This is a genomic window from Flavobacterium lacisediminis (assembly GCF_025909975.1).
Classification (GTDB): domain Bacteria; phylum Bacteroidota; class Bacteroidia; order Flavobacteriales; family Flavobacteriaceae; genus Flavobacterium; species Flavobacterium lacisediminis.
Genome location: NZ_JAPCIO010000001.1, coordinates 483,840 through 503,861, shown reverse-complemented (window position 1 = coordinate 503,861; position 20,022 = coordinate 483,840). Strand labels below are relative to the sequence as shown.

The 20,022-nt window shown below is 33.4% G+C and carries 15 protein-coding genes; 5 read left to right on the top strand and 10 right to left on the bottom strand.

From position 1 onward, the window contains the following. Entirely contained in the window at positions 1–1,047 is a 1,047-nt protein-coding gene (gene thiL, locus OJ995_RS02405; RefSeq protein WP_264367983.1) for a thiamine-phosphate kinase, read from the top strand. Between the two features lie 110 nt (positions 1,048–1,157). On the opposite strand, the gene OJ995_RS02400 is transcribed toward thiL, so the two are convergent. Continuing rightward, a complete protein-coding gene (locus OJ995_RS02400) occupies positions 1,158–2,699 on the bottom strand; it encodes a glycine--tRNA ligase (RefSeq protein WP_264367982.1) in 1,542 nt (513 codons plus the stop codon). A gap of 63 nt (positions 2,700–2,762) precedes the next feature. Next, complete coding sequence (locus OJ995_RS02395; RefSeq protein ID WP_264367981.1) at positions 2,763–3,545, bottom strand: DUF8428 domain-containing protein; 783 nt, start codon at positions 3,543–3,545, stop codon at positions 2,763–2,765. Between the two features lie 103 nt (positions 3,546–3,648). On the opposite strand from OJ995_RS02395, the gene OJ995_RS02390 reads away from it, so the two are divergent. Next, positions 3,649–4,290 (top strand): ComF family protein, encoded by a 642-nt coding sequence (locus OJ995_RS02390; RefSeq protein ID WP_264367980.1) that lies wholly within the window; start codon positions 3,649–3,651, stop codon positions 4,288–4,290. Positions 4,291–4,357: 67 nt separating this feature from the next. Beyond that, positions 4,358–5,959, top strand: a complete 1,602-nt coding sequence (locus tag OJ995_RS02385; RefSeq protein WP_264367979.1) for an Ig-like domain-containing domain — start codon at positions 4,358–4,360, stop codon at positions 5,957–5,959. Here the strand turns inward: OJ995_RS02385 and OJ995_RS02380 are convergent. The 6 genes from OJ995_RS02380 to OJ995_RS02355 form a co-directional block, all read right to left on the bottom strand. Next, entirely contained in the window at positions 5,956–6,720 is a 765-nt protein-coding gene (locus OJ995_RS02380; protein ID WP_264367978.1) for a nitrilase family protein, read from the bottom strand. The genes OJ995_RS02385 and OJ995_RS02380 overlap by 4 nt on opposite strands. Before the next feature lie 81 nt (positions 6,721–6,801). Continuing rightward, positions 6,802–7,563, bottom strand: coding sequence for a succinate dehydrogenase/fumarate reductase iron-sulfur subunit (locus tag OJ995_RS02375; protein WP_264367977.1), 762 nt, complete (start codon positions 7,561–7,563; stop codon positions 6,802–6,804). Positions 7,564–7,569: 6 nt separating this feature from the next. Beyond that, positions 7,570–9,579, bottom strand: a complete 2,010-nt coding sequence (locus tag OJ995_RS02370; protein ID WP_264367976.1) for a fumarate reductase/succinate dehydrogenase flavoprotein subunit — start codon at positions 9,577–9,579, stop codon at positions 7,570–7,572. An 18-nt stretch (positions 9,580–9,597) separates the two neighbouring features. Then, a complete protein-coding gene (locus OJ995_RS02365) occupies positions 9,598–10,479 on the bottom strand; it encodes a succinate dehydrogenase cytochrome b subunit (RefSeq protein WP_264367975.1) in 882 nt (293 codons plus the stop codon). A gap of 179 nt (positions 10,480–10,658) precedes the next feature. After that, complete coding sequence (locus OJ995_RS02360) at positions 10,659–11,534, bottom strand: hypothetical protein (protein WP_264367974.1); 876 nt, start codon at positions 11,532–11,534, stop codon at positions 10,659–10,661. A gap of 87 nt (positions 11,535–11,621) precedes the next feature. Beyond that, complete coding sequence (locus OJ995_RS02355) at positions 11,622–14,231, bottom strand: VPS10 domain-containing protein (protein ID WP_264367973.1); 2,610 nt, start codon at positions 14,229–14,231, stop codon at positions 11,622–11,624. 118 nt (positions 14,232–14,349) lie between these two features. Between OJ995_RS02355 and OJ995_RS02350 the strand changes: the two genes are divergently transcribed. After that, positions 14,350–15,642 (top strand): aminopeptidase P family protein, encoded by a 1,293-nt coding sequence (locus OJ995_RS02350; RefSeq protein ID WP_264367972.1) that lies wholly within the window; start codon positions 14,350–14,352, stop codon positions 15,640–15,642. A gap of 156 nt (positions 15,643–15,798) precedes the next feature. Here OJ995_RS02350 and OJ995_RS02345 read toward each other — a convergent pair whose 3' ends face one another. Continuing rightward, positions 15,799–16,191, bottom strand: a complete 393-nt coding sequence (locus OJ995_RS02345; RefSeq protein ID WP_264367971.1) for a DUF1398 domain-containing protein — start codon at positions 16,189–16,191, stop codon at positions 15,799–15,801. A 165-nt stretch (positions 16,192–16,356) separates the two neighbouring features. On the opposite strand from OJ995_RS02345, the gene OJ995_RS02340 reads away from it, so the two are divergent. Then, entirely contained in the window at positions 16,357–17,139 is a 783-nt protein-coding gene (locus OJ995_RS02340) for an alpha/beta fold hydrolase (RefSeq protein WP_264367970.1), read from the top strand. Positions 17,140–17,194: 55 nt separating this feature from the next. Here the strand turns inward: OJ995_RS02340 and OJ995_RS02335 are convergent, their stop codons facing one another. Further along, positions 17,195–19,972, bottom strand: coding sequence for a PD-(D/E)XK nuclease family protein (locus OJ995_RS02335; protein ID WP_264367969.1), 2,778 nt, complete (start codon positions 19,970–19,972; stop codon positions 17,195–17,197). Positions 19,973–20,022 lie beyond the last annotated feature (50 nt).

Here is a 20,022-nt window from a genome sequence, read left to right as displayed (position 1 = left end):
ATGTTAGAAAATAAAGACCAGTCAAGAACCAGCTTATCACAATTAGGCGAATTTGGTTTAATTGAACACTTAACTAAAAACTTTAGTATTACTCACGAGTCTACACTTAAAAGCATTGGAGACGATGCTGCCGTTTTAGATTTTGGAGATAAAAAAGCGGTAATTTCCACCGATTTATTAGTGGAAGGCGTTCATTTTGATTTGGCTTACATGCCGTTAAAACACTTAGGATACAAAGCGGTTGTTGCCAATGTGTCTGACATTTGTGCGATGAATGCTACTCCAAAACAAATTACAGTTTCGATAGCGGTTTCAAATCGTTTTCCTTTAGAAGCTTTGGAAGAATTATTTGAAGGAATTACGTTAGCCTCAAAAATTTACAATGTAGATGTAATTGGTGGCGATACGACTTCTTCCCAAAAAGGATTAATTATTAGCATTACCGCTATAGGTGAAGCGAATTTAGAAGATATCGTATATAGAAACGGAGCGAAAGAAAACGATTTATTAGTGGTTTCGGGTGATATTGGTGCTGCTTACATGGGATTACAAGTTTTGGAACGCGAAAAACAAGTATTTCAAGTAAATCCAAACAACCAACCGGTTTTAGATGATTACACGTATTTAATTGAACGTCAATTAAAACCAGAAGCACGTAACGACATCAAAGAATTATTGGAGAAATTGGAAATCAAACCAACATCAATGATTGATATTTCGGACGGTTTGTCGTCGGAGATTTTACATTTGTGTAAGCAAAGTAATGTAGGTTGTAATTTATACGAAGAAAAAATCCCAGTTGATCCGCAGTTGATTAATGTGTGTGAGGAATTTAATTTAGACATCACAACTGTAGCATTAAGCGGTGGCGAAGATTACGAATTGCTTTTCACTATTAAAATGGAAGATTTTGACAAAATCAAAGGCAATCCAAACTTCACCGTAATCGGACATATGGTTGCGGCTACCGAAGGAAATCATTTAATTACAAGAGCAAATACTAAGATTGAATTAAAAGCTCGTGGTTGGAATGCGCTTTCTGAATAGTTTACAGTCTCAGTATTCAGTCTCAGTATTAATAACTTTAAAAAGTAAAACCCCAGATTTCAATTGAAATTTGGGGTTTTTATATTTACTTTGAGCTTTTTACTTCAAAACTACATTTTCATCAACCAATTTCTCATGGAAACTTCATTATTGATGATATCTCGTAATTCTGAAATTTTCACTCTGTCTTGTTGCATCGAATCTCTGTGACGAATAGTTACCGTTTCATCTTCTAATGTTTGATGATCAACCGTAATACAGAATGGCGTTCCAAGAGCATCTTGTCTTCTGTAACGTCTTCCTACCGCATCTTTTTCATCATATGCTACATTGAAATCCCATTTTAAATCTTCTATGATTTTGTTAGCAACTTCTGGCAAACCGTCTTTTTTAACTAAAGGCAAAACAGCTGCTTTTGTTGGTGCTAAAACAGAAGGCAAACGTAAAACGGTTCTTGTCGAACCATCTTCTAAGGTTTCTTCTTGTAACGCTTTAGAGAAAACAGCTAAGAACATTCTATCTAAACCAACTGAAGTTTCTACCACATAAGGCGTGTAATTTGAATTGGTATCGTTATCAAAATATTGTAATTTTTTACCTGAGAATTGTTCGTGCGCTTTCAAATCGAAATCAGTTCTTGAGTGAATTCCTTCCAATTCTTTGAATCCGAATGGGAAATTAAATTCGATATCAGCAGCTGCATTAGCATAATGAGCTAATTTTTCGTGGTCATGGAAACGATAATTTTCTTTTCCTAAACCAAGTGATAAATGCCAATTTAAACGTGTGGTTTTCCAGTATTCGTACCATTTCATTTCTTCACCTGGTTTCACGAAAAACTGCATTTCCATTTGTTCAAATTCGCGCATACGGAAAATAAATTGTCTTGCTACGATTTCGTTTCTAAACGCTTTACCCGTTTGAGCAATCCCGAAAGGAATTTTCATACGACCGGTTTTTTGAACGTTTAAGAAGTTTACGAAAATACCTTGAGCAGTTTCTGGACGAAGATATAAATCCATTGCGTTTTCAGCAGAAGCACCTAATTTTGTTCCGAACATTAAGTTGAATTGCTTTACATCAGTCCAGTTTTTTGAACCGCTATCTGGACAAGCAATTTCTAATTCTTCGATTAAAGCTTTTACATCAGCAAGGTTTTCTGTCTCTAAAGAGCGAGCCATTCTTTCTAGAATTTCTTTCTTTTTAGACAAATATTCCATCACACGTGGATTGGTTGTTTTGTATTGCTCTTCATCAAATGAAGCACCAAAACGCTCACGAGCTTTGTCAATTTCTTTTTGTGCTTTTTGATTTAATTTCTCGGCATAATCCTCAATTAAAACATCGGCACGGTATCTTTTTTTAGAATCTTTGTTGTCGATTAATGGATCGTTAAAAGCATCAACGTGACCTGAAGCTTTCCATGTCGTTGGATGCATTAATATTGCAGCATCTAAACCTACAATATTCTCGTGCATTTGCACCATTGCTTTCCACCAGTATTCACGGATGTTTTTCTTTAACTCCACACCATTTTGAGCGTAGTCATATACTGCGCTTAAACCATCGTAAATTTCGCTTGACGGAAATATAAATCCGTATTCTTTTGCATGCGAAACTACATTTTTAAAAATATCATCTTGTTTTGCCATACTGCAAAAGTAAAAATAGGAATGAAATAAAGAAAAGAAATTAAGGAATAAAAATAAGAATTATTAATATTCGAAAATTGTAGTGCCAATTTTAACAAAATCGTGGTAAATATTAATTTTATATTTACCTTTTATAGTTTTCTTTTGCTCCAAATTAACATAAGTACAAACATCAGTGTCTTGTTTTTGATAGTTTGCGTTTACTGAAGCACTATATTGTAATTTAACATTAGTATCTGATTCTACAGAAGTATTTCCTGATGAAATAATTTGATTTTTAGGATTTACTACCTGAACATAAATAGTTTTATTACCTGAATTAACCAATTGGTTTTCTTCCAAAGTAAAACAAACTCTTAACTGTTGAATTTTAGACTCACTTAAATTATAGCTATCAGAATAAATTTTAACCCCTTTTGCATTTACATTTAATGCTGACAATTGAGAAGTTTTAGGAGCTGTTTTAGAATTAGAAACTACTAAAGGATTCGTATTAGTGTTTGAACCAATACTTTTTTCATTTTGCTTTTGTTTTGCAAAGAAAACTATTGAATCTTCGATCGAATTAAATTTTGAGTCTTTTCTCTCTGATTTATTACCAGATTTAACTAAACTAAACTCTTCATTAAAACGAATACTATCTATTTTATTTTTAGCACTAACCGAATCGTATTTATGCAAAATCTCGGTTAACTGACTTTCAAGAACTTTGTTTTCTAAATCAGAGCTCTCCACATAAGCATTAAAATCGTCTGAAATTTTATAATATTTGACACCTAAAAACAACGACAATAGCATCAATATCAAGATGCTAATTTTTGTTATTTTATTTTTTCTACGTGTCATTTTATAAACTTTTTTATAAATTTATTTAAAAATGTTAATGTTGCTATAATTAATCGATAAAATGCTAAAATATCTGATAAACTTACTTTTTCCAAAACTTTGCATGGGTTGTGACTCATTATTACTTCAAAATGAAAAAATCATTTGTACAGAATGTAATCACAATTTACCTTTTACCAATCATCATATTTTGGAGGGCAATGATACAACAAAAAAATTTTATGGCATAATTCCGATTGAATTTAGTGCATCAATGCTTTATTTTCACAAAAAAGGAATTGTTCAAAACTTAATCCATAATCTAAAATACAAAAAACATCAAGAAATTGGAACCCTTTTAGGAAAATGGTACTCAAAAGATTTAGAATCAATTGCAAAGATAAAAACAGTTTCTGAAATAATTCCAGTTCCACTTCATAAAAAAAGATTAGAAGAAAGAGGTTATAATCAAGTTACGACTTTTTGCGAAGCGCTTTCAAATGAACTTAATATTCCACATAATACTTCTTTACTATATAGAAGCAGATATTCTAAAACACAAACAAAAAAAGACAGAGAAAACAGAAAAGAAATAACTAAAGCCTTATTTGATGTAAATTTCACTGAAGCAGACTACAACAAACATTTTTTGCTTGTAGATGACGTAATGACATCAGGCGCTACCCTAGAGGCTTGTGCAAAAGCATTATTAAAAATACCAAACAGTAAAGTGAGTATTGTGACCATTGCTTATACGCTATCATAAAAATTACTAAAAGTTGTATGTTTGTACTAATTATAGTCGTTATTTTGCAACACCATTATTTAAGAAAATGACAAAATTTAAACACATAGCCTTTTTACTGGCAAGTCTTTTATTATTAACTAATTGTGCAAAAAGAGGCACTATTACTGGTGGCGACAAAGACACAATTGCGCCTAAAATCATCAATAGTTCACCTGATAATTTTACTACCAATTTCAAAGGAAATGAAATCAAAATCAATTTTGATGAATTAATTAAAGTGAAAGACATCAACAAACAATTGATTATTTCGCCTCCAATGAAAAAACAACCTATAATTGTACCGCAAGGAAGTGCAAGTAAATATATTTCAATTAAAATTCTGGACTCTTTAGCACCTAACACAACTTACAGTTTCAACTTTGGGCAAAGTATTACGGATAACAATGAAGGAAATCCTTACTCTCAATTCAAATATGTATTTTCAACTGGAAGTTATGTAGACTCATTAACAGTTGTAGGAAAAGTTAAAGACGCTTATGAACAAAATCCAGATAGTTTTGTTAGTGTTATGCTGTATGACGCTAAAACATTTACTGATTCAACAGTATATAAAGAAACACCTCTATATATCACAAACACTTTAGATAGTTTAAAAGCGTTTTCTCTTGAAAACTTAAAAGAAGGCTCTTATAAGATTGTTGCGTTAAAAGACAAAGCAAACAACAACAAATACAATCCAGATACTGATAAAATTGGGTTTATCGACTATCCAATTACTGTTCCAACGGCAGATATGTTCGAATTGGAATTATTCCAAGAAAAGAAAGCATTTAAAGCTGTTAAACCAACACAAGAAAGCAATAATAAACTTTTCTTAGGTTATGAAGGAGATTTTAAAAACACTTCTATCACGGCCACATATAACAACAAAGAAGTGCCTATTAAAATTAGTAAATTCCCATCAAAAGATAAAGATTCTGTTCAAATTTTTTATCCAAATGTAAAAATGGATTCTATCCAGATTGCTGTCAAAAATGGAGCTTATTCTAAAAATTTTACCTCTAAACTCAAAAATTTAAAAGAATCAGACTCTTTAGATATTGAAAACAAAACAGGTGCTGTATTAGCATTTAGAAACACTTTCGTTTTGAAAACAACTACACCTATTTTAACAATTGATGAGTCGAAAATTATATTGAAAAATAAAGATTCTGTAGCAGTAAAGTTTACCTCAAAATACCATGATTTTGATCAAGAAATTTCTTTTGATTTCAAAAAAGAGGAAGACGAAAAATACACAATAGAATTGCTTCCGGGTGCTATAAAAGACTTTTATGACAAAGCAAATGATTCATTAAAATTCAATTTTGCCACCAAACAACTTTCCGATTATGGGAACTTAAAAATCAATTTAACAAACGTAAAACGTTTTCCTTTTATAATTGAATTGTTAGATAAAAATGAAGTTTTATATACCGCTAGTTCTGCAAAAGAAACGAGTATTTCTTTTGAAACCATTGAACCAAGATTATACACTATCCGAATTATTTATGACGACAATGCTAATAACGAGTGGGATACTGGAAATTATTTAGCCAAAAAACAAGCGGAAGAAATCATTTACTTTCCAAAAGTAATTGATGTTAGAGCCAATTGGGATGTAGAGCAAGATTTTATTTTGGATTAGAGAATAGTAAAACCATCTCTATCATTTAAAAAATTCAATTTTTGACGGGTTTCTTGTTGAGCATTTTTGTCTAATTCGAAGATAAAAACTCCTAATTCATCTTCGCAATCCAAAATTGTATTTCCTAAAAAATCAATCGCTTTAGAATGACCAGGATACTCCAAATGATTAGCATCTTCACCTATTCTGTTAACTCCAATGGTGTAGCACATATTTTCTATGGCACGAGCTTTCAACAGCGCATCCCAAGCATTAATACGTGGTTTTGGCCAATTGGCAACGTATAATAACAAATCGTAATTCTCAACATTTCGAGCGAAAACTGGGAAACGTAAATCGTAACAAATTTGTAGGCAAATGTTCCAATTGTTATAATTTACAATTACTTTATCATTCCCTTTTGTATATACTTTTTCTTCCCCAGCTAAAGTAAACAAATGGCGTTTGTTGTAAAACTGCACTTCTCCAGATGGAAAAACAAAAACCATTCGGTTATAGAAATTGTCATTCTCTTTAATGACTAAACTTCCCGTTATGGCACAAGTTTTCTTTTTAGCTAGTTCTTTTAACCAATTAATTGTTTCGCCTTCCATGGTTTCTGCAACAGCGGATGGATTCATGGTAAAACCTGAAGTGAACATTTCAGGTAACACAAATAAATCAAACGATTCGTCTTCGTTAAGAAAATATTCTTCAATAAATGTTCGATTGATTACAGGATTTTCCCAAGCTAATTTGGTTTGAAAAAGGGCTACTTTCATCAGATTTGAATTTGGTTTAAAAATACAAAAAAACGCATCCAAATGAATGAATGCGTTTTATTATTTTGAAGTTTCAATGAATTATTTCAAAGAAGCTTTTAAGTATTCTCTGTTCATACGAGCGATATTCTCTAACGAAATTCCTTTTGGACATTCTATTTCACATGCTCCAGTATTCGTACAATTTCCGAAACCTTCTTCGTCCATTTGACGTACCATGTTTAAAACACGTTGTGTAGCTTCAACTTTACCTTGTGGTAATAAAGCATATTGCGATACTTTAGCTCCAACGAATAACATCGCTGAACCGTTTTTACAAGTCGCCACACAAGCTCCACAACCAATACAAGCTGCTGCTTCAAACGCTTTATCTGCATCAACTTTAGGAACTGGAATTGAGTTAGCATCAATTGTATTTCCAGAAGTGTTTACCGATACGAAACCTCCAGCTTGCTGAATTCTATCGAAAGCACTTCTATCAACCACTAAATCTTTGATTACAGGGAAAGCTTTACTTCTCCATGGTTCGATGTAAATTGTATCACCATCGTTAAACATTCTCATATGTAACTGACACGTTGTAATTCCAGTATCAGGTCCGTGAGCACGTCCGTTGATGTATAAAGAACACATGCCACAAATACCTTCACGACAATCGTGGTCAAATGCTACTGGCTCTTTCTTTTCGTTAATTAATTGCTCGTTTAATTGGTCTAACATTTCCAAAAACGAACTTGCAGTAGAAACATTATCTAATTTATAAGTTTCCATGCTACCTTTAGAACTAGCGTTCTTTTGACGCCAAATTTTAAGGTTTATATTGATATTTTTTGCTGCACTCATAATATTTTATTTGTAATTTCTAGCTGCAATTTTAATTTCTTCGTATTTCAATTCTTCTTTGTGAAGTTCTTCTTTATTGATGTCATCACCTTTGTATTCCCAAGCTCCAACAAATTTGAAGTTTTCGTCATCACGTAATGTTTCACCTTCTGCATCTTGATATTCTTCACGGAAGTGACCTCCACAAGATTCTTTACGTTGTAAAGCATCCATTGCCATTAATTGACCTAATTCGATGAAATCGGCAACTCTTAATACTTTTTCTAACTCAGGATTTAATTCATCTGCACTTCCCGGAACGTAAACATCTTTGTAGAAATCTTCTTTTAATTGAGCGATTTCAGCAATAGCTTCTTTTAAACCTGCTTCATTTCTTCCCATTCCAACTTTATTCCACATAATTAAACCTAATTTTTTATGGAAATAATCAACCGATTTTGTACCGTTGTTGTTTAAGAATTTGCTAATTGAATCTTTAACTCTAGCTTCTGCTTCTATGAATTCTGGAGAATCTGTTGAGATTTTTCCAGTTCTAATTTCGTCAGCTAAATAGTTAGAAATTGTATAGGGTAACACAAAATATCCATCTGCTAAACCTTGCATTAAAGCCGAAGCTCCTAAACGATTAGCTCCGTGGTCAGAGAAGTTAGCCTCACCAGCAACGAAACAACCTGGAATTGTAGATTGTAAGTTATAATCAACCCAAACACCACCCATAGTATAGTGAACAGCAGGGTAAATTTTCATTGGTGTTTCATAAGGATTTTCATCCGTGATTTTTTGATACATAGTAAACAAGTTACCATATTTCTCTTCTAACCACTGTTTTCCTAAAGCAGTAATTTCTTCTGGAGTTGGATTATGATTTCCTTTCGCGTAAGCAGATTGTTTTCCTTTAGTTTGAATTTCTGTTGAGAAATCTAGGTAAACTCCTTCGTTAGTATCATTTGCTTCGATACCGTGTCCAGCGTCACAAACTTCTTTTGCAGCTCTTGAAGCCACATCACGAGGAACTAAATTTCCAAAAGCTGGATATTTTCTCTCCAAATAATAATCTCTATCTTCTTCTGCAATTTGAGTTGGTTTTAACTTACCTGCTCTGATTGCTTCTGCATCTTCTTTTTTCTTTGGAACCCAAATACGCCCTGAGTTACGTAACGATTCAGACATCAACGTTAATTTTGACTGATTTGTTCCATGAACTGGAATACATGTTGGGTGAATTTGTACATAACATGGGTTTGCAAATAATGCTCCTTGTTTGTGGATTTTCCATCCAGCCGTTACATTACTTCCCATTGCGTTTGTAGAAAGGAAATATACGTTTCCGTAACCTCCAGAAGCAATAACAACAGCATGTGCTGAATGTCTTTCGATTTCTCCTGTAATCAAGTTACGAGCGATAATTCCACGAGCTTTCCCATCTACTTTAACCAAATCTAACATTTCGTGACGGTTGTACATTTTTACACGACCTAACCCGATTTGTCTTGATAAAGCTGAATATGCTCCTAATAATAATTGTTGTCCTGTTTGTCCAGCAGCGTAGAAAGTACGTTGTACTTGTGTTCCACCAAATGAACGGTTATCTAACATTCCACCATATTCGCGTGCGAAAGGAACTCCTTGCGCCACACATTGGTCGATAATATTTCCTGAAACTTCTGCTAAACGGTGAACGTTTGCTTCACGCGCACGGTAGTCACCACCTTTAATTGTATCATAAAAAAGACGGTAAATACTATCACCATCATTTTGATAATTTTTTGCTGCATTGATACCTCCTTGAGCTGCAATTGAGTGCGCACGACGAGGAGAATCTTGAAAACAGAATGCTTTTACGTTGTATCCCATTTCTCCAAGAGAAGCGGCAGCAGAAGCACCTGCTAAACCAGTTCCTACCACAATAATATCAATTTTTGGTCTATTATTTGGAGCAACTAATTTCAAGTGATTTTTATGATCGGTCCATTTATCTTTTAATGGACCAGCTGGTATTTTAGAATCTAACTTCATAATATATACTGATGTTGATTATTTTTTAAGATGTAAGAAAACTGGAATAATTGCAAACAATAGTGGAACTATAATTGCAAATGCTCTTCCGAAAAACTTAATAGCCGGTGTAAACTTATTATTAACACCTAAAGATTGGAAGGCACTTTGAAAACCATGCCACAAGTGAAATGCTAAAGCTAACATAGCTAAAACATAACCAATTGTAAAATACAATCCGTATTTTGCATCTTTGAAGAAATCTACCGTTAATTTGTGTAAATCTTTATAACCGATAAATACAACTTCACCTGTTTTCTTATTTACAATTTTAGTCATGTCCTGAACTTCCAAATCGTATTGACCTTGTGTCTGTGCTTTAATCATCTCGAAAAACTCTTTAGAAAGTTTTCCTGTTTGATCTAATTGCATAAATGGCATTTGAGAATCTTTTGTACCAACTAACTGAATTTGTTTTCCGCCCATTCCATTGTCAATTTCTTTTTGAACCAAAGGCATGTTTTTATCAAAATGCATTTTTGCCCAAAAATTCACCATGTGAGTAGCGATGAAAACCAAAATCACAGTTCCTAAAACAGCCATATTTCTTGAAGCTAAACTACTTGAAGAACCATCTGTTTTAGCATAACCAATTGGTCTTGCTTTTTTGTTTTGAATAGTCAACATAATCCCATCAATAGCATGGAATATAATTGAAATGTAAGTAACATAAGAAAGTAACTTAACTGCAGGATTGGTGGTCATGAATAATGCATATTCATTGAATTGCTGACTGGTTCCGAAAATCAATTGAAGATTTCCTGCCAAATGCCCCGCCAAAAACAAGCATAGAAATAAACCTGTAAGAGCCATCCAGTATTTTTTTACGATAGATGACTTTAATAGTGCCGATTTTGCCATAATTTTTATTTGATTGTACTAGTTTAATAAAAAATCAAACAAAAATAAGGCTATTTGAAATTAACTACAACCTTTTCGAGCTAATTTATAATGATTTTAAAATGAATTTAACTATCGTTGAATATCAAGGGATTAAAGCAACTGAGTCATGTAAATATATACTATATTAGCAAATATATTTATTTTACATAAGAAGGTATCAATCCTCTTAGCCCCATATCTACTACATTTTCCCCTATTGAAGGTTCATATTTACCATCTGCAGTTACTTCTTGCCATTCAAAACTATTATTAGTAGAAAGTGATAAAGTAATAACAACATCACGAGTTTCATTTCCGTTAATTACTAAGTTTTGAGCAAATTTACGCGTTACCACACACGACCCTGGTGGAATTGGCGAAGTAGCAGCAATAGGGTTTGGAACTGTTGTAGCGCCAGCAGGGGCTTGGCCTGATGTTGCGTATGGAAAATCATTTAAAGCAAAAGCCCAGTATCCTTGCAAGCGATTCCCGTTTACTGGAAACGAATTGTTTCCTATGGAATGTGTTGTAATATAAGTATTATACCCAACAAAACTTGCTAACTTCCCTAAATAATCATTCCCTGCATTTCTAACCGAAATAGTATATTCTTGATACGCTAAAGAAACTCTTACATATTCATAATTTCCTTGCGCCACTTGACTTAATGGAATTCTTAAAAAAGCTTCACCTTCTCCTACAATGACAGCCTTACTGAAATCAATTGCTACTGAACCTCCCTGAGTAGTTTCATCTGCATGATATAATATTGTTCCATCTCCTAATTGTGTGAAAGCTGTAGGCGCCAATTCAAAATAATGAGCACTTATTTTTTTAAAATCCGGAGATTGAGCAGCATGACCCGTTGGAATTGCAGCTGGTTGACCCAAATTATTCAAACGCACTTGATCAGGATCAAACTTAAATTTAATAATTAAAGAAGGTTCTTCAGCAGCAGTATTATCTTCGTTTTCACAAGAAAAAAAAGAAACAACCGAAACAAGAACCAAAAACATTCCAACTATTTTTTTCATGACACTAGTTTTATGTGTAACCGAACACTCCTATTCGAATCACTTTATCTTAACGAAAAATTAACAGCAAATAGTATGCCTTTTTTACTATTTTTTTGAATTTAAAATTTCAAATGATTTACTTTCCGATGACTTATCTTTAGAAATAGTTAGCTTGTACTTCCCAACGGGTAAATAAAACTTCTTATTTTCAGCTTCTTTGATTTTGATATTTTTATCTTTTTTATTCCAATTATCAGCTACATTTTTAGTCATTGAATAATCAAATTCAAATGTATTCAATCCTTTTTTTGCAGCTACTTTTTGAGTATGAACTACTATTCCTGCTTCATTTGTAACAGAAACATTTACCATTCCATCAGCGTTTGAATAAAACCAAATTGTTTGCGAAGGCTCACTTGGTTTCCCCCACGCGTAATTTTGAGTTCCCCATCGGTCTGATTTTGTTCTATCATTTACTTTAAATAAATGTAGACTTTTAGCCAAAACGTCTTTAGTCAATTCCTGAACTTTAGAAATATCCATTTTATAAACCGAACGACCATGAGTTCCAACAATTAATTCTTTTGCTTTCGTTTGAATTACCGCATCATGAACCGCAACATTCGGCATTCCGTTTGAAAAATCTTGCCATGTGATACCTTTGTCTATTGAAATGAATAAACCATTATCCGTTCCAATATATAAAATGTTTTCATTTGCAAAATCTTCAACTATGACATTTACCGCTTGTGTTAATCCATTCGAAATTGAAGTCCAAGTCGCACCAAAATCTTCCGAAACATAAGCATAGCTTACAAAATTATCGTTTCTATACCCATTCAAAGTCACATAAACTCTTTCTTTTTTATGAGACGAAGCGACAACTCTTGAAACCCATAAATTTTGAGGCAAATTACCCGAAATCAATTGCCAAGAAACACCGCCATCTTTTGAAACATGAATTTTTCCATCATCGGAACCTACATAAAGTAATCCAAATTGGAATTTACTTTCTGAAATAGTCGAAATAGTTCCAAAAGCTACATTTCCTTCTTTAGCTCCGTTTGTTAAATCACTTGAAATTCTTTCCCAAGTTTCGCCTTGATTCATAGAACGGTGTAAAAACTCAGAACCCATATACAAAATATCTTGATTGTGCGAAGACAATAAAATAGGTGTTTGCCAATTGAAACGATATGGTTTTTCTCCTTTTGGTGCTTTTGGCGTGATGTAATCAAACTTACCTTCTTTCTGGTTGATTCTATAGTAGTTCCCAAATTGATAACCTGTAAAAACCACATTTGGATTGCGACTATCTATTTGAATTTGCATACCATCGCCACCAATTAATTCCTGATACGGATATCTCCCTTCTTGATGCCAACCAACACTTTTCTCATAATTATTATTTCCAAACCAAACACCATTATCTTGCAAACCTCCATATACATTGTAATTTTCTTGATAGTCCACATTCACCGCATATAATTGGCCTAATGCTTCATTATTGCATTTTATCCAATGTGCTCCGTTATCATACGAAATATTTACACCGCCATCATTTCCGTTAATAATATGATTTGGGTTTTCAGGATTTACCCAAGTAACGTGATGATCCGCATGCACATTTTCTTTTGAAATTACAGTAAATGTTTTTCCACCATCTTCAGAAAACAATAATGGAACACCACCAATATAAACACGATTTTGATTTTTCTCATCTACCGAAATGTTCGCAAAATAGTATCCGTAAGTATAAAACATGTCGTCAATATACTTTTCATGTGTTCGCTTCCACGACTTTCCACCATCTTCTGACTTGTATAACTCACAACCTATTACTTCTGTTTGAAACAAAGCTTCGTTAGCGTCTTTTGGCTTATCAACTTTACTATTTGGCCTTTTATTTTGATTATCTACAATCGCATAAATCAAGTTTTCATTAATCATTGCCAAACCAATTCTTCCCACACCTTCATTCGATGGAAATCCGCTTTCTTTGGTTGAAATTAATTTCCAAGAAGTTCCGCCATCTTCACTTTTATAAATGCCTGATTTTTCTCCATCACCATCAAAATGCCACGCTTTTCTATCTTTTTGCCAAGACGCTGCAAACATGATTTTTGGATTGTTTTTAGAAACGGATAAATCAATAATTCCAGTATCTTCCGCAACAAACAATGTTTGTTTCCAAGATTTACCACCATCAGTTGATTTATAAATACCTCGTTCTTTATTCGTTGTATATAAATGACCAACAGCTGCTACTACAATTTCATTCAAGTTACTTGGGTTGACCCAAATTCGGCTAATATGATGCGAATCTTTTAATCCTAAATTTTCCCAAGTTTTTCCTTTATCCGAAGATTTTAAAACCCCAACTCCAGAATAAGACGAACGCGAAGCATTCACTTCACCAGTTCCTACCCAAATTGTTCCCGAATTCCAATCCACAGTAACCGAACCACAATTAACCGTTTCTGCCGAATCCATCAATGGAGTGAAAGAAGTTCCGTTATTATTGGTATACCAAAGTCCGCCTGTAGCATACGCAACATAAAATTCAGTAGGATTTTTTGGATTTACTGCTAAATCTACCACACGACCACTCATAATCGTTGGTCCGATATTCTTAGCTTCTACTTGATTAAACAAAGAATTTTGAGCGATTGTAGATTGCACAATCAATAAAAACAGGATAGTAATTTGCTTCATCTTGAAAAAATTTGTTGAAAATTAGCCAAAACATTGCACTTCTACAAAATTTCTAAAGTATTTAACAACTTTTCATTTTTATCTTTTTATTTTTGGAAATCGAAAAAAATCATAAACCATGAAATACCATCAAATAGACCGCGATTTATACGTTAAAAACAGAGCTAAGTTTACAGCTCAAATGAAACCTAACAGCGTTGCGGTATTCAATTCAAACGATATTTATCCGGTAAGTGCTGATAGTACTTTGCCTTTTGCACAACATAGAGATATTTTATATTTATCGGGAGTGGATCAAGAAGAAAGTATTTTATTGCTTTTTCCTGATGCGCCTTACGAACATTTGAGAGAAATTTTATTCTTAAAAGAAACAAACGAGCATATTGCTATTTGGGAAGGTGAAAAACTTACTAAAGAAAGAGCTTTTGAGGTTTCTGGAATTAAATCGGTGATTTGGTTACAAGATTTTCACAAGACTTTGAAAGAAATCATGGCGTATGCCGATACGATTTACATCAATACTAACGAACATTATAGAGCCGTTATTGAAACTGAAACTCGTGAAGCGCGTTTTATCAAATGGTGGAAAGAAAATTATCCTGCACATAAAGTAGAAAAATCGAATCCTATTTTACAAAGATTGCGTTCGGTAAAAGAAAGCGAAGAATTGGATTTAATCCAAAAAGCATGTGATATTACTGAAAAAGGTTTTAGAAGAGTATTACAATTCGTAAAGCCAAACGTAATGGAATACGAAATCGAGGCTGAATTTGCGCATGAATTCTTAAGAAATCGTTCGAAAGGTTTTGCTTACACGCCAATTATCGCTTCTGGAAACAATGCAAATGTGTTACATTACATTGAAAACAACCAACAATGTAAAGCCGGTGATTTGATTTTATTAGACGTTGGTGCAGAATACGCTAATTATTCAAGCGATATGACGCGTATGGTTCCAGTTTCTGGTCGTTTTACAGACAGACAAAAAGCGGTTTATCAATCGGTTTTAAATGTGAAAAATGAAGCCACTAAAATGTTGGTTCCAGGAACTTTATGGAAACAATATCATGTAGAAGTGGGTAAAATCATGACTTCTGAATTACTTGGTTTAGGGTTAATCGACAAAGCCGATGTACAAAACGAAAATCCAGATTGGCCAGCGTATAAAAAATATTTCATGCACGGAACAAGTCACCACATGGGATTAGACACTCACGATTACGGATTATTACACGAACCTATGCAAGCCAATATGGTATTCACCGTTGAGCCAGGAATTTACATTCCGAAAGAAGGTTTTGGTATTCGTTTAGAAGACGATATGGTGATTCAAGAAAAAGGTGCTGCATTTAATCTAATGCGTAATATTCCAATTGAAATTGAAGAAATTGAATCGATAATGAATAGTTAGTTTTCAGTCTCAGTTTACAGTATAGACGGTTTGCAGAAATGTGAGCCGTTTTTTATTCTTATTTGTCAAGCTGAACTCGTTTCAGCTTCTCATCCTCATTTAAAGATTCTGAAATCGAAGATTCAACGAAGTTAAACGAGTTCAGAATGACAGAAACTAAACCGAAGGAATTATTTCCACCACCATTTCATTCCCGGCTTTGTCGTAATAACTGCAAATCATTTTATCCATTACTACAATCCATTTTTCAACACCTGATTTGGCGCAGTCGTTTAAAAAAGTCATATAATCAGTGTTGCCTTGTTGGTGCGATTTTAAGTCTAATTTGAATTGCTCAACGTTACTTTCATCAACAATAGTTAAGGTTTCTGAAAAACCTTCTGAAGATATTTGAAAATCATTAGCACCATAATAATTAGTATGATTATCAAACACAAACGTTTCGAAAGAAGTCACACCAAGTGCAATAATGTCTTGCATGTATTTTGGAAAATCGGCACCACTTTTTACTTTGGCGTGTGCTTCGTGGATTTGTTGGATGGTGAACATGGAGGATGATTTTATAGTGCTAAAATACGTTTTTTTACACAATTATGTCATTCTGTAGGAATCTCTTAAAGAGATGCTTTCAATATGACAAACTAATCGGAAAAACTTAGCGCACTTCGCGAAAAAACTTTGCGCCCTTTGCGTTTAAACTTTACCTTTGCCCACATGAAAACCACGAACTTCAAAAACACTAAAATCAGTTACACCGACCAAGGAAAAGGAACGGCAGTGGTTTTATTGCATGGTTTTTTGGAAAATCAATCGATGTGGAAAGCGTTTATTCCTGAATTAGTTAAAAAGCATCGCATCATTACTATTGATTTATTAGGTCATGGTGAAACAGAATGTCTAGGTTATGTCCACACGATGGAAGACCAAGCCGATATGGTGCATCATGTGTTGCACGAATTAAAAATCAGGAAAGCGGTTTTGATTGGACATTCGATGGGCGGTTATGTGGCGTTGGCTTTCGCCGAATTATATCCCGATAATGTTAAAGGAATTGTATTACAAAATTCCACTTCAAGAGCTGATAGCGACGAACGAAAAACAAATCGCGACCGTGCTATTGTGGCGGTGAAGCAAAATTATTCGGCTTTTATTCGCATGAGTATTGCTAATTTATTTAGCGAAGACAATCGCGAACGCTTAGCAGATATTATTGAAGAAGTAAAATTAGAAGCTTTAAAAACACCACTTCAAGGTATTGTTGCTGCGTTAGAAGGTATGAAAATTAGAAAAGACCGTGAAGTTATTTTACATTTTGCTCCATATCCAATTCAACTAATTTTAGGCAAAAAAGATCCCGTTTTAAATTACGATGACAATCTAGAACAAATCGAAGGTACACAAGTGCAACTCACCACTTTTGAAGACGGCCATATGAGTCATTTTGAAAACCAAGCGGAATTGTTAGGAGTTTTGAGTGGTTTTTTGAAAAGGGTTTAATTTAACCGCAAAGCACGCAAAGTTTTTTCGCAAAGTTCGCAAGGTTTTATTTCAATTATACTTTTTCTTTAAACGGAATTTCAGCATTAAAAATTTCCAAAATCAAAGTTTCTAATTCTGCTTTAAAATCTTCTAAAATTTCACTAGAAATAGCTAATTCGGTGTCTTTTCCTTTTCCTAATCCAAAAGGTAAAAAACCACTTTTCATGTTTTTGAACGAAACAATTCCCGCTGAAACTTCTCGGTTTTGTTTTAATTCGTGATTTTCAAACATCAACGCATAACACAACAACTGAATAATTTTTTCATTTTTAATATCCGAAGTCAAATCAGTAAAATCGTTAATTTTTAAGCTATTGCCCAATACTTTACCCGTTTTGTAATCGATAATTCTGATAGTTCCATCTCGCTCTTCAATTCGGTCGACTTTACCTGCAATTTTTATTGGAAAGGGTAATGATTTCACTTCTATTTCACAAGACAAACTCGCTTCTAACAATAGTACTTTTATCGCTTGACCTTCTTCGATATCTTTCTTTTCTATTTGTAGAAAATTGTAAACATTTCGTTTCGCCACTTCAAAAGCTAACAGGTTTTTACCTTTTGTTATTTCACCTTCTTTGTATATTTCTTTGAAATGTTTTAGAATAACCTCGTCAATTTTTGTTTCCATCGCTTCAATATGATGCAATGCCAAATACTGATTCAAATAAGGTGTATACAATTCTTCCAAAGCATTGTGAATGATGGTTCCCAACGTATTCACTGCGATATTTTCCTCCACTTCATCGGCTTCATTAATACGTAAAATACGTTGCATGTAAAACTGTAATGGATTTCGAATATAATTCGTTAAAGACGATGGCGAAAACCCTTTATCCGTTGCGATTTCGTGTAAACGGGTTAAGATTTTATCTGTTTTTGGAATGGTTACGGGTTCGTATGCTTTTTCAGGTAAAACGGCATTATAAATTGTGCTAGTGATGTTGTGTTTTGGTTGTTTCTCGATTTCCAATTGGGTAATGAAACGGCTTTTTTCACCCGCATCAATTCCTTCATTGTCGGTATTATAAAGCAACCAAACATTTTTCGCGCGCAACAACAAATGATAAAAGTGATAGCAATAAATCGCATCTTTTTCTTTGTACGTTGGTAAGCCAAGTTCTTTCTTCACATCATAAGGAATGAATGAATTCTGTGATTTCCCAGCTGGAAATTTACCTTCGTTTACTGAAGTGATTATCACGTTTTCAAAATCCAATACGCGGCTTTCTAAAACACCCATTACTTGAAGACCACTCAAAGGTTCGCCTTCGAAAGAAACTTCCGCTAAATCGATAATTTGCTTATAAATTGCCTGAAGTGATGGCAAACTTTCGATTTGATTATAGGTTTCGTGATAATTGGTTAATTTATTTATCGTTTTAAACACTGAATACACGAAAGCTTTTGTTACTTTCTCTTCACTATCATCGTTACTTAAATAGAATTTTATGGTTAGTAAAATCGAATTCAAATTCGCTAAAATATCGGAAATTGAATCATCCCAACGTGTAAATAATAATTTGAAGAATTTGTTTTCTGTGTTTGGATATTTTTCTTCGAATAAACTGAATAATTTTTGATTGGAAAAGAAAGTGAAATTGTTGTTGTTAATCACTTTTACAACTTCTTCCACTTTACAATAGGGTTCCACCAAAGGATGATTTAAAATATCTAAAACTTCTTTGTAATAGAAGGTGTAGCTTTTTTCGTTTCGTTGTTTGGCATTGGTATGCAACTTGAACAACTTACTAATCAACAGATGCGCCGGATTATTTTTACTTGGATAACCCATTGTAATATTCAACGCCTCAACCGATTCTGGCAAACCATATAAAACAGGAAGCAGCAGGTTTTCATCCCCAAGAACAACAGCTGTTTTTTCTAAATTTGGGTTTTCAGATTGAATTTTTTCAATAATGGTTCCTACAATTTTAGCTTGACCGATGCTTTTTGGCGTACCAATAATTTCGATATTTTTTTCCTCACTAAAGTGATTCACTACCCATTCAAAATCTTGATTAACGAAAGTCATCCATTCTTTTTTGAACTTTCGAATGAATAGACCAGCGTCATGATAGGAATCATTCAAAAACACCTCATCGATATCCCAATAAATTTTGGCTTTGTTTTCGTTAGCTAGGTGCTTGAATATACGTTCTTCCGCTTGATTTAAAGCATTGAACCCAGCGAAAAAGATTTGATTGGTAATGGTTGTGGTAAACGTAGCTAGATTTTTAACTGCTTCTCTATATAATAACCCTTGATAACCGATTCCTTTTTTTAATAAATGATTATAAAAAGATTCGTAGTATAAAGGTAATTTAGCCCAAAACTCTAAATGTGTATCTATTAGTTTGGTGGTATTTGATGGTTCTAAATTCCAACGTTTCAAAGCTTCAATATCTTCTAAATAAGAAAACACATGGCTTGGATCTAATAGATATCTATCGATTTCATTAAAATCTTGAATAGCAGTTTTTGCCCAAGTAGCAAATTCTTCAAATGTTTGTTGTTTGGCTTTTTCGGTAACGGAGAGATAGACTTCGTAGAATTCAAATAACAATTCAATAGGATCAATCGTGCGAAAACGAGAAATTTCTTGAATAAAATCTTCAATACTTATTATAGTTGGCGCAAATGAAGTGGTTTCTAATTGATTTTTTAAACATTCCAAAAGAAACACTTTGGCTCTTTTATTAGGTAAAACAATCAAACAATTCGATAATTGAATATCAGATTGCGATAAAATAGTTGCACTTAACTTATCTAAAAAAGTATTTTGTTTCATTTTATAAAAATAAAAAAACGCCCCGATAAATCGGGGCGTTTCCTATTATT